This window comes from Mycolicibacterium llatzerense (assembly GCF_000878195.1).
In the GTDB taxonomy this organism is placed as follows: Bacteria; Actinomycetota; Actinomycetes; order Mycobacteriales; family Mycobacteriaceae; genus Mycobacterium; species Mycobacterium llatzerense.
The window spans coordinates 12,451-25,882 of record NZ_JXST01000001.1 but is presented as its reverse complement, the minus strand read 5'-3'; the positions used below and the strand labels follow the sequence as shown (position 1 = coordinate 25,882).

Sequence of the window (13,432 nt, the reverse complement as noted above, 5' to 3'; positions counted from 1 at the left end):
GATTTCTGGTGCCGCACTGCATCAGAATTTGCTGGCGATCGCACGCGCGTCGCGATCTGCCACAGAATGAAGGGTTATAGGCAATGGCAGCGATGGAATCTACGGCCGAAGTACCCGAACTCGGAAGTAGCAGTGGACCTGATCCCCTGTTTGCCGACGCCGACTTGGCCGGCGCGCGGGCCGAGCAGTGGGTGCAACCCGTCCCGGATCTGGTCGACCCGTTGGGCCACATGGGCACCGTCATCGGTCAATGGGCAGGCCTACCGGTCAATGGCGCGGCGTTTCTACTGCAGGCGATGCACCCGGTCATCGGCTCGGTCGTAGATAGATTCTCGGTGTACGACACCGATCCCCTCGGTCGCGCCGTCCGATCATTCGATGCGGTGCAGCAATGGACTTTCGGCGGCAAAGCCGCCATCGAACACGGATACTGGCTCCGCACGATGCACCAGCCGCTGCAGATGACGTCCCCGGATGGTCAACACATCAGCGCACTGCATCCGGGCGCCTACGCCTGGGTCATCGCCACCGCATTCCCAGCCGCGGTGTGGAGCGCGCCGCTGATTCTGGGTCGGAAGTACACCGCAGCCGAGGAAGACAAGCTCTACCAGGACACGCTGCGGCTCGCTCGGATCACCCAGGTGCCCAAGAACCAGATTCCCGGCAGCCGTGCCGAATTCTGGCCCTACTTCGACAAGATGGTCGACGAGGTCCTCGAGAACACCTACGTCGCGAACAACATCGTGCACAATCTCAGCAAGAATCCGCCGCTCACAGTTCCGCGTCAGGTACCGCGACCGCTGCGGCCGGCCACCAAACGGCTGGCACAAACCGCTGCCGCAATCCCGGCGGAAGTCCTGCGGCTGACTCTCATCGGGACTCTCCCGGCGAACATCCGGGAAATACTCAACGTCTCGTGGAGCCGCACCGAGGAGCTCGAACTCCAAGCCGCGTTCCGGGTCTATCGGAGGATCCTGAAAACCCTGCCCGAACGGGTCACGTACGCACCGCTGGCGTATCACGCGCGCAAACAGCAGCGCATCGTCAACGCCATGCGCAAGCGCGAACTCACCGACTTCACCGCGCACGACAAGCAGCAGAACGCCGCGAGGTGCCCTTTCTAGCCGGCCATGCGAACACTGACGAGCGACGACGGCTGGTACCGCCGCACGGCGAATGTCGTTCAGCCGACGGTGATCTCGACCCGGCGGTTCTTGGCCCGGCCTTCGGCGCTGCCGTTGTCGGCGATCGGGTTGGCGGACCCGGCGCCGCGGGCGGACACCTTCGACGCCAGGACTCCGTTCGAAACCAATGCGGCGGCAACGGCTTTGGCGCGGGTGTCGCTCAGTTTGAGGTTGACGGCGTCGCTGCCTTCGTTGTCGGTGTAGCCGACCACGGTCACCGCGCCGTTGGGGCAACCCTTGATCTTGTCCGCGACCTGCTGCAGCACCTTGCGGGACTCCGACGTCATCTGCGACCCGCCGGTGACGAAGCTGATCGGGGTGCGCAGCATCTCGGTGATGTCCACCTGCACCTTCGCGCAGGAGCCGCCGGTCGGGGCCGGGGCGGGCGCAGGCGCGGGAGCGGGTGCCGAGGAGGGCGCCTGCACGGGTGGCGCCACCGGCCCGCCCGGTGCGGGAATCTGAATGTTGTTGGCCAGCTTCGCGCCGGGGAACGCGAGGGCCGCGGCGCTCTGCACTTCGCCGGCGACGTCGAGGTTGGGCGCCGTCCCCATCAACGTGATGGTGGCGCCGTCGATGGACAATCCGAAATCCGGGATCTGATCGGCGGTGGCGAGCACGTTGCCGATGGCCGACAGGTCGGGAGTCCCGGCACCGTCCACGACATTCGTCTTGTCGTTCAGGGTCGCGTTCAGCCACTGCGCTTTCACCGCGGCAGCCAGTTCGGACTTCGACCGGGTACTGGCCACGCTGCCCGTCAGGGTGATGGTGTTGCTGTCGCGCGTCAGGGCGAAGGGCGCCGAGGTCAGCTCGGGCTGCGCCGGAGCCGGCGCCGCAGCGGACGCCGCGATCGAACTCGGGGTCCGGTGCTCATCTGAGGTGCCGAATACCGCCCAACCGACCGCCGCGACGACGGCCACCACGATCACCAGCGCAACCACGCCGCGGCGAGTCCCCAGCCGACGGACGACGCTGGACGGCTCGGTGACGTCAGCAGTGTCCGGCACGCAACCCTCCTCAAAAACAAGTTCGAGCTTAGGCCGCACGCCGATCAAGCGACGAGGTACGAGTCGCGTTGAGAAGTGCGGTAAATGTGCCCGGGCCCGACGGCTGCGGAGACGGCAGGTTGCCGCCATGACACGCCACAACCGCCGGGCCCTAAGCCCGACAGAAAGTCGATCAGGTCAGCGGGCGCCGACGAGGTCGATGACGAAGATCAGCGTCTTGCCGGACAGCCGGTGGCCACCACCGGCGGGGCCGTAGGCCTGTGCGGGCGGGATGGTCAGCTTGCGCCGGCCGCCCACGCGCATCCCGGGGATGCCGTCCTGCCAGCCCTGGATCAGGCCGCGCAGGGGGAACTCGATGGTCTCGCCGCGGTTCCACGAGCTGTCAAACTCGTCACCGGTGTCGTACTCGACGCCGACGTAGTGCACCGTGACGTTGCCGCCGGGCACCGCCTCGGCACCGTCGCCGACGATGAGGTCCTCGATCACCAGCGAATCTGGTGCCGGGCCGTCCGGGAATTCGATCTCAGGTTTGGTGTTTGCCACGGACACCACCGTAGTCGGGCACCCATCGCGGGTGGACGGGAACCGCACCCCTAGTGGCGGCGCAGGCGGCTCAACAGATCGCGGAGCGTGGCCAGCTCGTCGGCGTCCAGCGCGCTGAACACCGGCGGCGCTGGATCATCGATCTGGTCGATGCCCCGCATCGCCGCCGCACCGGCGTCGGTAAGCGACACCAGTTTGCACCGCCGATTGCCCGGATCCAGTTGGCGCACAACCAAACCGCGTTCTTCGAGATCGTTGATGGCAACCGTGGTGGCGGGTGCGTCCATGCCGGTCGCCGCGGCGAGTTCCTTGGCCGTCATCGACTTGGCCTCCAGCCGGCGCAAAATCCGGGCGCGGCTGAACGGCAATCCGGTCTGCTCGACCACGGCGCGTTTCCAGCTGTCGCGGTTCTCGACCACGACGGCGGCCATGGCCTGCCAGACCTCGTCGGCCAATGGATCAGTGGACACCGGCCGGCTCCGGCTCACGGGAACCCTCGATCAGCGGCGCCAGTCGCTCGGCGGAGCGCAACGCGCGCGGCGAGGTCGAGATGAAGCCGAGCACGGTGACCGCCACACCCACCCCGACGCACATCCACCACAGCGGCCGGGCCTGCGTCGCGAAGTCGACGCCGCTACCGGCCAGTGCCGAGCCGGCGATCGAACCGCACAGTGCCACACCGATACTCACGCCCACTTGCCGGCTGGTGGAGGTCACAGCCGCCGCGGCACCGGCGCGATCCACCGGCATGCCGCTCACCGCGGCGTTGGTCACTGGCGCATTCATCATCGCGAACCCTATGCCGTACACCGCGAAAATGACGACCACTCGCCACATGGGCGTCGTCGCGGTCAACGTCGTCAACATCAACGCTGCCGAGGCCATCAAGACGCCCGCGGCCATCAGCGACGGGCGTGCGCCGTAGCGCCCGACGATCCGTCCCGACAACGGTGAAAACACCAGGGCACCAATGGCGATGGGCAGGTAGATGATGCCGGTGTGCATGGCCGAGTAGTGCCGCTCGTTCTGCAGGTAGAACGACATCATGAACAGGAACGCACCCCAGGCGGTCAGCGCGAGCACCGCGGTGACGGTGGCCCCGGCGAACGGGATGCTGCGGAAGAAGCGCAGATCGATGAACGGGTCGTGGCGCCGCCGCTCGTAGCGCAGGAAGGCGATGAGGGCGACCGCCGCCAGCGCCGCGATGATCAGCGTGCGGGGCTGGGTCCAACCCATACCCGGCCCCTCGATGAGGGTAAAGACCAGGCCGAACAGGAACAGCACCGCCAGCCCCTGCCCCACCGGATCGACGTCGCGCATGGTGCCCGACTTGCTCTCCGGGACGAACACAGCGGTCAGCACGATCGCAGCCAGACAGATCGGCAGGTTGATCCAGAACACCGACCGCCAGCCGATGGCGTGGATCAGCAGGCCGCCGACCGTCGGGCCCAGCGCCATCGAGATACCGACGACCGCGCCCCAGAAACCGAGCGCCCGCGCCCGCTCGACCTTGCCGGTGAAGACCTGCGAAATGATCGACAGCGCAACAGGGTTGAGCATCGAGCCACCGATGCCCTGAACCAGGCGAGCACCGATCAGCGCGTCGGCGGTCGGCGCCAGGCTGCACAACAGCGAACCGAACGCGAAGACCGTCAGGCCGATCTGGAACACCCGCCGGCGGCCGAAGCGGTCGCCGGTGGCGCCCGAGAGCATCAGCAGCGAGGCCAGCACCAGCGTGTAGACGTCGACGACCCACTGCATCTGGGTGGCGCTCGCGCCGAGGTCGGCGCGGATCGACGGAATGGCGACGTTGACGATGGTGGAGTCCATCGACACGATCAGCAGACTGAGGCAGCAGGAGATCAGGATGATCGTCTTGCGCCGGCCGTCGAGCGCGTCGATAGTTGTATTCACACAACCATTGTGAAACTACAACTATCGGTTGGGCAACATCGGCCCGGAGTGACATTGGCGACAGTGAGCGGTTTGGGGCCGCTCGACGCGCGCGAAGCGTGCTCCGACTGCACGCGGAACGCGGCGTGTTGCCGTACAGACCCGCACGCTCGCGGGAAGACAGATACGGCCCCTCGCGCGAAATGCGGGAGGGGCCGTATCTGTGGTCAGGCTCTAGTGGGCGGGGTAGTCCCGCTCGGTGTAGCCGGTGTAAATCTGGCGCGGGCGGCCGATCTTGGTGCTCGGGTCGGCACTCATCTCACGCCAGTGCGCGATCCAGCCCGGCAGCCGGCCGAGGGCGAACAGCACGGTGAACATGCGGGTCGGGAAGCCCATGGCCCGGTAGATCACGCCGGTGTAGTAGTCGACGTTCGGGTACAGCTTGCGCTCGACGAAGAAGTCGTCGGTGAGGGCGATCTCCTCCAGCGACTTCGCGATGTCCAGCAGCTCGTCGTCGCCGCCGAGCTTGCCGAGGATCTTGTCGGCCTGCTCCTTGACGATGCGCGCCCGCGGGTCGTAGTTCTTGTAGACCCGGTGACCGAAGCCCATGAGCTTCACGCCGTCCTCGCGGTTCTTCACCTTCTTGACGAAGTCGCGGACGTCGCCGTGCTCGGTGCGGATCTTCTCGAGCATCTCCAGCACCGCCTGGTTGGCGCCGCCGTGCAGCGGGCCCCAGAGCGCGTTGATGCCACCGGAGATCGAGGTGAACAAGTTGGCCTGCGACGAGCCGACCAGCCGCACCGTCGACGTCGAACAGTTCTGCTCGTGGTCGGCATGCAGGATGAACAGCATGTCCAGGGCCCGGACCAGCTCCGGGTCGACCTGGTAGGGCTCGGCCGGCAGGCCGAAGGTCATGCGCAGGAAGTTCTCGACCAGGTTCAGCGAGTTGTCCGGGTATAGGAACGGCTGACCGACCGACTTCTTGTACGCGTAGGCCGCGATGGTCGGCAGCTTGGCCAGCAGCCGGATGGTCGACAGCTCGACCTGCTCGGGGTCCTTCGGGTCGAGCGAGTCCTGGTAGTAGGCGCTCAGCGCGTTGGCCGCCGACGACAGCACCGGCATCGGGTGCGCGTTGCGCGGGAAGCCGTCGAAGAACCGCTTGAGGTCCTCGTGCAGCAGGGTGTGCCGCTGAATCTTGTTGGTGAACGACTCGAGCTCGGAGGCCGTCGGCAGTTCCCCGTAGATCAGCAGGTAGCTGACCTCGATGAAGTTCGACTTTTCGGCGAGCTGCTCGATCGGGTACCCGCGGTAGCGCAGGATGCCGGCGTCACCGTCGATGTAGGTGATGGCGCTCTTGGTCGCCGAGGTATTGACGAAGCCACCGTCGTAGGTGGTGTAACCGGTCTTGGCCAGCAGCGAGCCGAGCTCGATACCGTCAGACCCCTCGGTAGCGCGCACGATCTTGAGGTCGACCTCGCCTCCGGGATACCGAAGGTTGGCGACGTCGTCAGTGCTGGAGGTGTCGGCCACTAGAACCCCTTTTGCGGTGTCGACAGGAGAAACGTCCGGGACTAGACGGTAGTCGTTAAGAGAACTATGTGCCTTGTGGGGGTCGCATATACCCGTTGTCAACCATCATCTGCGCGCCACCCGATACCGGACGAACGCGGGTACCACCAGGACCGATACGACGACGCCGACCACCACCAGGACACCGCCGCCCGTCGCTGCCACCGTCGTGCCCACGACCGCGGCCGCCGCACCGTGCACCGCGTCGGCGATCCGCGGGCCACCCGCGACCACCACGGTGAACACACCCTGCAAACGGCCGCGCAGCTCGTCAGAGGCCGCTTCTTGCAGGATCGTGCTCCGGAACACCGCCGAGACCATGTCCGCGGCCCCGCCGACGGCCAGCAGCACCAGGGCGATCCAGAGGAAGCTGTCGGGCCGGCCCGTGGCCTGCCCGACCGCCAGCCCGAAACCGGCCATGGCCGCACCCCACACCACGATCGACACCACGACCGCCAAACCCTGCCTGCGTACCCGCGGCAGCCAGCCGGAAAACACCCCGCCGGCCACCGCGCCGAACGCCATGGCCGCCGACAACAGGGCCATCGCCGTCCCACCTGCGACCGGCCCGCCGAAGTTCTCATGGGCCATCTGCGGGAACAGCGCCCGCGGCATGCCCAGGATCATCGCGATGAGGTCGACGACGAACGACATGAGCACGACGCGATTCCCCGACAGGTACCGCAAGCCGTCCAGCACGGCCGCGAAGCCCCAGCGCGAGGTGTCGTCGTCGACCGAATGCTCGGGCGGCATCGGCGAGAGCCGGAAGGTGGCCCAGATCGGCGCGATCGTGGTGAGCGCGTCGATGAAGTACAACGTCGACAGGTCCACCCACCGCAGCATCACACCGGCCAGCAGCGGGCCGATGATCGCACCGGCCTGGAACACCGTCATGTTCAGCGAGTTGGCGGCGGGCAGCTGATCGGCGGGCAGCATCCGCGGAATGGCGGCCGAGCGGGTCGGCGAATTGATCGCGTAGAACGCCTGCTGCACCGACAGCAGGCACAGCACCAGCCAGACGTTGTTGAACCCGGCTGCGGCCTGCACCCACAGCAGGACCGACGCCACAGCCAGCCCGCACGACGCGATGATCAGCAGTAGCCGGCGGTCCATCGCATCGGCCCAGGCTCCGCCCCACAGGCCGAACACGATGAGCGGCACGACGCTGAACACACCCGCCAGCCCGACATACGCCGAGTTCTGCGTCAGCGCGTACAGCTGCACCGGCACCGCGAAGATGGTCAGGTTGGCCCCGATCACCGTGACGACGCTGGAGCCCCAGAGCCGGCGATAGTCCGGGTTGCGCAGCGGGGTGGTGTCGGCGATCAGACCTTTCAGGGCTGGAGCCGTTCGATACGGTCGCCGGTGACGCGAATCCTGTTGTGCACCCGGTTCTCCCGGCCCTGCCAGAACTCGATCACCTCCGGGGCGATCAGGTAGCCGCCCCAGTTCGGCGGCACCGGCACCTCGGGTACGTCGGCGAATCGCTCGGTCACATCACGCAACTGTTCCAGCAGCGCCGTGCGCGAGGCAATCGATTTTGACTGGCGCGACGCCCACGCCCCGAGCTGCGAACCGCGCGGCCGCTTCGACCAGTACTCGGCGGTGTGCTCGGCGTCGACCTTCGTCACCGCGCCGCGGATGTGGATCTGACGGCCCAGCAGGTACCAGGGGAACGTCGCCGACGCGTAGGGCACGGCGGCCAGCTGGTCACCCTTGTCGGAGTCGTAGTTGGTATAGAAGGAGATGCCCGTCTCCTCGATGGATTTGCACAGCACCGAGCGGGTGACCGGATGCCCGTGCCCATCGACCGTGCCGAGCACCATGGCGTTGGGTTCGGAGACCCCGGCCTGCACCGCGTCGGCCATCCAGTCGCGGAACAATGCCAGCCAGCCCCGGTCCAGCCAATCGACGTCGAGGTCGACGCTGCCGTCCTTCTCCGCCGAGCCGTACTCGGCCCGCATGCGCGCCAGACGATCAGCCGACTGTTCCACATGATCGGATGTCATGGACGGCGACGCTACGCCCATGCGGTGACACAATGCGGACATGGCGTCCATCACACCACCCGACTACTCGGTGTTCGTCTCGGCGGCAACAGCTTTCGCGGACCTGGTGGCATTGATCCCGGCAACTTCCTGGGACGGCCCCGGTCTCGGCGACTGGGATCTGAGGTCGTTGGTCGGGCACACCTCACGGTCGTTGATCACCGTCAGCAGCTACCTGCGGATCCCGGCTGAGCGGGAGGATGTGACCGGGCCGGCGCACTACTACGCGCTGCTGCGCGGCTATGCCGCGGGCAGCCCCGACATCGTCGAGCGCGGCCGCGAGGCCGGGCGCGTTCTGGGCGCGGACCCCTCGGCCAAGGTCACCGAACTACTGCACCAGGTGTTCACCGATCTCGACGGCGCCGGCGATCCACTGATCGCCGTGATCGGCGGTCTGGGCATCCAGCTGAGCAACTACCTGCCGACCCGGGTATTCGAATTGACGGTGCACAGCCTGGACATCGCGCGCGCCACCGGAATCGACTTCGCCCCGCCCGAGCAGGCACTGGAGGCCGCAACGGTGCTGGCGGCACACATCGCCGCGTTGACCGGCCAGGCCGCAGCACTACTGACGGCGCTCACGGGACGCGGTGCTCTGCCTGCCGGTTTCTCCGTGGTCTGACCGTTAGTTACCGGCCGGTAGCCCCACGCCCATCGACTAGTGGAACAATTTCGGCATGACCGGAACCACGTCAGTGTCGACGCCGCAGATCCCTGAGAACTTCGTCGCCGGGCTGGAAGGCGTCGTCGCTTTCACGACAGAGATCGCCGAACCGGACAAGGACGGCGGCGCGCTGCGCTACCGCGGCGTCGACATCGAAGATCTGGTGAGCCACCGCGTCACCTTCGGTGACGTCTGGGCCCTGCTGGTGGACGGCGAGTTCGGCCGGGGCCTGCCGGCCGCCGAACCCTTCCCGCTGCACGTGCACTCGGGCGACGTCCGCGTCGACGTCCAGGCCGCGCTGCCGACGCTGGCCCCGATGTGGGGTTTCCAGCCGCTGCTCGACATCGACGACGACACTGCCCGCGACCAGTTGGCGCAGACCTCGGTGACCGCGCTGTCGTTCGTCGCGCAGTCGGCCCGCGGAATCTACAAGCCCGCCGTACCGCAGCACGTCGTCGACGAATGCTCCACTGTGACAGCACGTTTCATGACCCGCTGGCAGGGTGAGCCGGACCCGCGGCACATCGAGGCCATCGACGCCTACTGGGTGAGCGCCGCCGAGCACGGCATGAACGCGTCCACCTTCACCGCGCGCGTCATCGCGTCCACCGGAGCCGACGTGCCCGCGTCGCTGTCCGGCGCCATCGGCGCCATGAGCGGCCCGCTGCACGGCGGCGCCCCGGCCCGGGTGCTGCCGATGATCGAGGAGACCGAGCGCACCGGCGACGCCCGTGCCGTCGTCAAGGGCATCCTGGACCGCAAAGAGAAACTGATGGGCTTCGGGCACCGCGTGTACCGCGCCGAGGACCCGCGCGCCCGCGTGCTGCGCGCCACCGCCAAGCGCCTGGACGCCCCGCGCTACGAAGTGGCTGCCGCACTCGAGCAGGCCGCCCTCGCCGAGCTGCGCGAGCGCCGCCCCGACCGGGCCATCGAGACCAACGTCGAGTTCTGGGCCGCGGTGATCCTGGACTTCGCCCAGGTGCCCAGCGCGATGATGCCCGCCATGTTCACCTGCGGCCGCACCGCGGGCTGGTGCGCCCACATCCTGGAGCAGAAGCGGCTCGGCAAGCTGGTCCGCCCGGCGGCCATCTACGTCGGCCCGCAGCCGCGCAGCGCGAACTCCGTGGCGGGCTGGGACAGCATCAAGCACAGCTGACATTTCGGGCTCAATTTTTTGTCACCGATGAGAAGTAGCGTTGGGGATGGTCATAACGATTGACCCCAATCCACGCAGTACCGCTCTGAGGAGAACACGATGACCGAGTCCCAGACCTTCCTCGCCCCGCACCTCGTCGTCGGCGACGGTGCCGCCGCAATCGACTTCTACGTCAAGGCTTTTGGCGCCACCGAGCTGGGCCGGGTGCCTGGCCCCGACGGCAAGCTCATGCACGCCGCGCTGACCATCAACGGCGCGAACGTCTACCTCAACGACGACTTCCCCGAGATGTGTGGCGGCAAGTCGCAGACCCCGAAGGCCTTCGGCGGGACTCCGGTGACCATCCACCTGCAGGTCCCCGATGTCGACGCGGCATACCAGCGCGCCATCGACGCCGGCGCCACCGAACTGATGGCCCCGACCGACATGTTCTGGGGTGACCGCTACAGCCAGGTGGAAGACCCGTTCGGGCACCACTGGTCGCTGGCGCAGACCGTGCGCGTCGTGAGCCCTGAGGAAATCGCCGAGGCGATGGCAGCCCAGCAGGGCTAGCGATTCGGGCGTGATCCGTAACGCCGAGCGCTACGGATCACGCCGAAATCAGCTGAAGGCGCCGAGCAGACGCTGACGCAGCGTCGGCTTCGGTGCGCTGGCGGCAGCGGCCAGCATGTCGGACACGTCGATGAACTTGTCCCGTGGGCGGTCTGCCCCGCCGCGGGCGATCTCGGCCGCATTGATGGCCCGCCACCCCGCCATGTCGACCACTTCTGGCCGCCGGTTGCGGATGAGTTGTTGCAGCGCACCGTTTCTCGCAGTGGGCTCACCGAGACGGCTGGCGTTGTAATCGGCGACCAGGCGGTCGACGGTGTGCGCCGCGCACGACTTGTTGGTGCCGATGAAGCCCGTCGGGCCGCGCTTGATCCAGCCCGCCACATAGCTGCCGCGGACTGGCTCACCGGTGGCCGGATCGATGACGCGACCCTCGTCATTGGGCACCACGCCGGCGGCGTCGTCGAACGGCAGGCCACGAATTGCCTTGCCGTGGTAGCCGATTGACGTCAGCACCAGGCCGGCGTCGAGCTGACGGACCTCGTCGGTGCCGGTCACGGTGAACTCGATGCCGGTGACCTTGTCCGAGCCGAGCACCCGGGCCGGGGTCAGCTGGTAGGCCAACCGAATCCGCGGGCGGGTCGCCGGCGCGGAGCTGTCGGCCAGCTTGGCGAGGATCTCGAGCTTGTGCCGCGTCAGCGCGTCCGTCGCTGCTTCCAGGTCCCGGCGGACCAGCTCGTGGTCCGCGGCGTCGAGCACCACGTCGCAGGTCGTCGTCAGGCCGATCAGCTCGGGCAGGGTGAACGCGGAGTGGATCGGGCCACGCCGCGCCACGATGACCACCTCACGCACCTTCGAGTCGCGCAGTGCGGCCAGGGCATGGTCGGAAATGTCGGTGCGCGCCAGCGCATCCGGATCGGCGGTCAGGATGCGGGCCACGTCGAACGCGACGTTGCCGTTACCGATGATCACCGCCCGCTCGTGGCCCAGATCGACCGGCAGATGCGAGAACTCGGGGTGCCCGTTGTACCAGGCCACCACCTCGGTGGCGGTTCCTGTTCCCGGCAGCTCCATGCCCTCGATGTCGAGACGCTTGTCGTTGGGCGCACCCACCGCGTACAGCACCGCGTGGTGGTGCTCCAGCAGCTCGGCGTGCGTGACGTCCCGACCCACCTCGACGTTGAGGTAGAAGTCGAGCCCGCGACGCTCGGTGATCCGGTCGAACAGCCGGGTCACGCCCTTGGTGTTCTGGTGGTCGGGGGCGACCCCGGCACGCACCAGCCCATAGGGCGTCGGCAGCTTCTCGAAGACGTTGACCCGGACCCCGCTCTGGGTCAACAACTCGTCGGCGGCATACATAGCGGCCGGCCCGGAGCCGACGATCGCGACCCGCAGCGGACCGTGCGGCCGCTGGTCCACCGCAGGGGCATCAGGCACCGGCGCCAGCTTCGACGTCGGCGGCAGCTTGCCCTCGTACTTCGGATAGAAGGACGCGTTGAGCTCGATGAACGGCAGCTGCGCTTCCGTCAGCTTCGTGTCGGGCTGGATCGCGCCGACCGGGCAGGCCGTGATGCAGGCACCACAGTCCACGCAGGCGGCGGGATCGATGAACAACATTTCGGCGGTAGCGAAACCCGGCTCGTCCGGGGACGGATGAATACAGTTCACCGGGCATGCGAAAACGCATGAACCATCGCTACAGCACGACTGGGTAATGACGTGCGGCATGAGTTACCTAAATGCTCAGGCAGCGACCACGACGTGCTGGCGCTGCGGCTCGCTGCGGTACCGGCTCGGCGGACCGTCGATCTTGCAGAGCTTCCACACGAGCTTGGCGAGCGGGTTCATCAGACCGGTGTCGTACGCCAGCATGCGGACGTCGGAGAACATATTGCGCAGGAACATGCGCGACTCCGGAGCGTCGAAGAACAGCTCGTCGCGCACCGACTTCGGGATGTCGAAGGTCTTCCAGAAGACGCGCGGCGGCACGATGATCGCCGAGCAGAGGATGCGCATGGTCAGCGGCACGAACAGCGACAGCCAGAACTTCTTCCAGCGGCTCAGCTCCGGGACGCGCTTGTGCAGGTACTCGTGGGCGAACGAGATGTGCCGGGCCTCCTCGGCCACGTGGATGGCCATGACCCGCTCCATGATCGGGTGCAGCTCGCTGCCCTCACGCAGGATGTTCTTCTGGGTGTGGTCGATGGGCTCCTCGCCGGCAAGCACACCGAAGAAGAACGGGATGGGCGCCGGGCCGGCGGCCAGCGGGATCACTGGCTGAATCCACTTGAGCAGCTTCGGCATGCCCGGGACGTCAACCCCCATGTGGTTGACCATCTCCTGGAACATCAGGGTGTGGTTGCCCTCTTCGATGGCCTCGTGGGTGCAGTACCGGAATTCGGGCGACCCGTTCGGGACCCAGAAGGCGTACTCCATCAGGCCGCGGATCAGGATGTTCTCGAAGTGCAGACCGACCTTGGCGACGTTGGCCTGGCGCCACATGCCGATCTCGATCTGACGCTCGTGCGACTGAGCCTGGTACCACGGGTGACCACCGAGCGGGTCGGTGTCCGGGAGGATCCAGCGCGGGTCGTTCGGCACCACAGCGAATTCCGGCGAGTCCCAGGAGATGTCCGTGTACGGGTTGAAGTTGCGCCGCACCGACCCCTCGGACAGCGTGGCGAGCTTCTCGACGTAGCCCTGGTCGTCCAGGACATCCATGTTCCGACGCCAGCGACGGATCATGCGGGTACGAGCCATTTTGAGCCTCCCAGGGCTTCATTGTGAGCTTTACATTCGGCTGCCTTGTGTCGAACGGTACC

Annotated in this window: 13 protein-coding genes; 4 read left to right on the top strand and 9 right to left on the bottom strand. The window is 67.1% G+C overall.

What is annotated here, in order from left to right; genetic code table 11:
• Positions 1-83: 83 nt before the first annotated feature.
• Positions 84-1,124 carry an oxygenase MpaB family protein gene (locus tag TL10_RS00145; protein ID WP_234711332.1) on the top strand — a complete coding sequence of 347 codons (1,041 nt, stop codon included), beginning with the start codon at positions 84-86 and terminating at the stop codon, positions 1,122-1,124.
• 59 nt (positions 1,125-1,183) lie between these two features.
• Here the strand turns inward: TL10_RS00145 and arfA are convergent, their stop codons facing one another.
• From arfA to pdxH, 7 genes are all read right to left on the bottom strand, one after another.
• The gene (arfA, locus tag TL10_RS31105; protein ID WP_052506254.1) at positions 1,184-2,188 is read right to left on the bottom strand and encodes a channel-forming protein ArfA/OmpATb; all 1,005 of its coding nucleotides are present in this window, start codon (positions 2,186-2,188) and stop codon (positions 1,184-1,186) included.
• A gap of 177 nt (positions 2,189-2,365) precedes the next feature.
• Positions 2,366-2,731, bottom strand: a complete 366-nt coding sequence (locus TL10_RS00135) for an FKBP-type peptidyl-prolyl cis-trans isomerase (protein ID WP_043390939.1) — start codon at positions 2,729-2,731, stop codon at positions 2,366-2,368.
• A 50-nt stretch (positions 2,732-2,781) separates the two neighbouring features.
• Positions 2,782-3,201 (bottom strand): MarR family winged helix-turn-helix transcriptional regulator, encoded by a 420-nt coding sequence (locus tag TL10_RS00130; RefSeq protein WP_043390937.1) that lies wholly within the window; start codon positions 3,199-3,201, stop codon positions 2,782-2,784.
• Positions 3,191-4,645 carry an MFS transporter gene (locus TL10_RS00125; protein ID WP_043983902.1) on the bottom strand — a complete coding sequence of 485 codons (1,455 nt, stop codon included), beginning with the start codon at positions 4,643-4,645 and terminating at the stop codon, positions 3,191-3,193. The genes TL10_RS00130 and TL10_RS00125 overlap by 11 nt, the downstream gene beginning before the upstream one ends.
• A gap of 213 nt (positions 4,646-4,858) precedes the next feature.
• Entirely contained in the window at positions 4,859-6,154 is a 1,296-nt protein-coding gene (locus tag TL10_RS00120; protein WP_043390565.1) for a citrate synthase, read from the bottom strand.
• A gap of 105 nt (positions 6,155-6,259) precedes the next feature.
• Positions 6,260-7,531 (bottom strand): MFS transporter, encoded by a 1,272-nt coding sequence (locus TL10_RS00115; RefSeq protein ID WP_043983900.1) that lies wholly within the window; start codon positions 7,529-7,531, stop codon positions 6,260-6,262.
• Entirely contained in the window at positions 7,528-8,202 is a 675-nt protein-coding gene (pdxH, locus tag TL10_RS00110; RefSeq protein WP_043984114.1) for a pyridoxamine 5'-phosphate oxidase, read from the bottom strand. Before pdxH ends, TL10_RS00115 begins: the two co-directional genes overlap by 4 nt.
• A 40-nt stretch (positions 8,203-8,242) precedes the next feature.
• Between pdxH and TL10_RS00105 the strand changes: the two genes are divergently transcribed.
• The 3 genes from TL10_RS00105 to TL10_RS00095 all read left to right on the top strand — a co-directional run bounded on the left by TL10_RS00105 (position 8,243) and on the right by TL10_RS00095 (position 10,613).
• Positions 8,243-8,863, top strand: coding sequence for a maleylpyruvate isomerase N-terminal domain-containing protein (locus TL10_RS00105; RefSeq protein WP_043983899.1), 621 nt, complete (start codon positions 8,243-8,245; stop codon positions 8,861-8,863).
• 55 nt (positions 8,864-8,918) lie between these two features.
• Entirely contained in the window at positions 8,919-10,061 is a 1,143-nt protein-coding gene (locus TL10_RS00100) for a citrate synthase 2 (protein ID WP_043983898.1), read from the top strand.
• Between the two features lie 99 nt (positions 10,062-10,160).
• Entirely contained in the window at positions 10,161-10,613 is a 453-nt protein-coding gene (locus tag TL10_RS00095) for a VOC family protein (protein ID WP_043390933.1), read from the top strand.
• A gap of 48 nt (positions 10,614-10,661) precedes the next feature.
• Here TL10_RS00095 and TL10_RS00090 read toward each other — a convergent pair whose 3' ends face one another.
• Both TL10_RS00090 and TL10_RS00085 read right to left on the bottom strand, forming a co-directional pair.
• On the bottom strand, positions 10,662-12,338 hold the full coding sequence (locus TL10_RS00090) for an FAD-dependent oxidoreductase (RefSeq protein ID WP_043983897.1): 1,677 nt from the start codon (positions 12,336-12,338) through the stop codon (positions 10,662-10,664).
• A gap of 15 nt (positions 12,339-12,353) precedes the next feature.
• Positions 12,354-13,370, bottom strand: coding sequence for an AurF N-oxygenase family protein (locus TL10_RS00085; RefSeq protein ID WP_043390557.1), 1,017 nt, complete (start codon positions 13,368-13,370; stop codon positions 12,354-12,356).
• Positions 13,371-13,432 lie beyond the last annotated feature (62 nt).

Coding starts and splice junctions, on each gene's coding strand:
- TL10_RS00145 (WP_234711332.1), top strand. CDS start 84: ATGGCAGCGATGGAATCTACGGCCGAAGTACCCGAACTCGGAAGTAGC.
- pdxH (WP_043984114.1), bottom strand. CDS start 8,202: ATGACATCCGATCATGTGGAACAGTCGGCTGATCGTCTGGCGCGCATG.
- TL10_RS00105 (WP_043983899.1), top strand. CDS start 8,243: ATGGCGTCCATCACACCACCCGACTACTCGGTGTTCGTCTCGGCGGCA.
- TL10_RS00100 (WP_043983898.1), top strand. CDS start 8,919: ATGACCGGAACCACGTCAGTGTCGACGCCGCAGATCCCTGAGAACTTC.
- TL10_RS00095 (WP_043390933.1), top strand. CDS start 10,161: ATGACCGAGTCCCAGACCTTCCTCGCCCCGCACCTCGTCGTCGGCGAC.
- TL10_RS00090 (WP_043983897.1), bottom strand. CDS start 12,338: ATGCCGCACGTCATTACCCAGTCGTGCTGTAGCGATGGTTCATGCGTT.
- TL10_RS00085 (WP_043390557.1), bottom strand. CDS start 13,370: ATGGCTCGTACCCGCATGATCCGTCGCTGGCGTCGGAACATGGATGTC.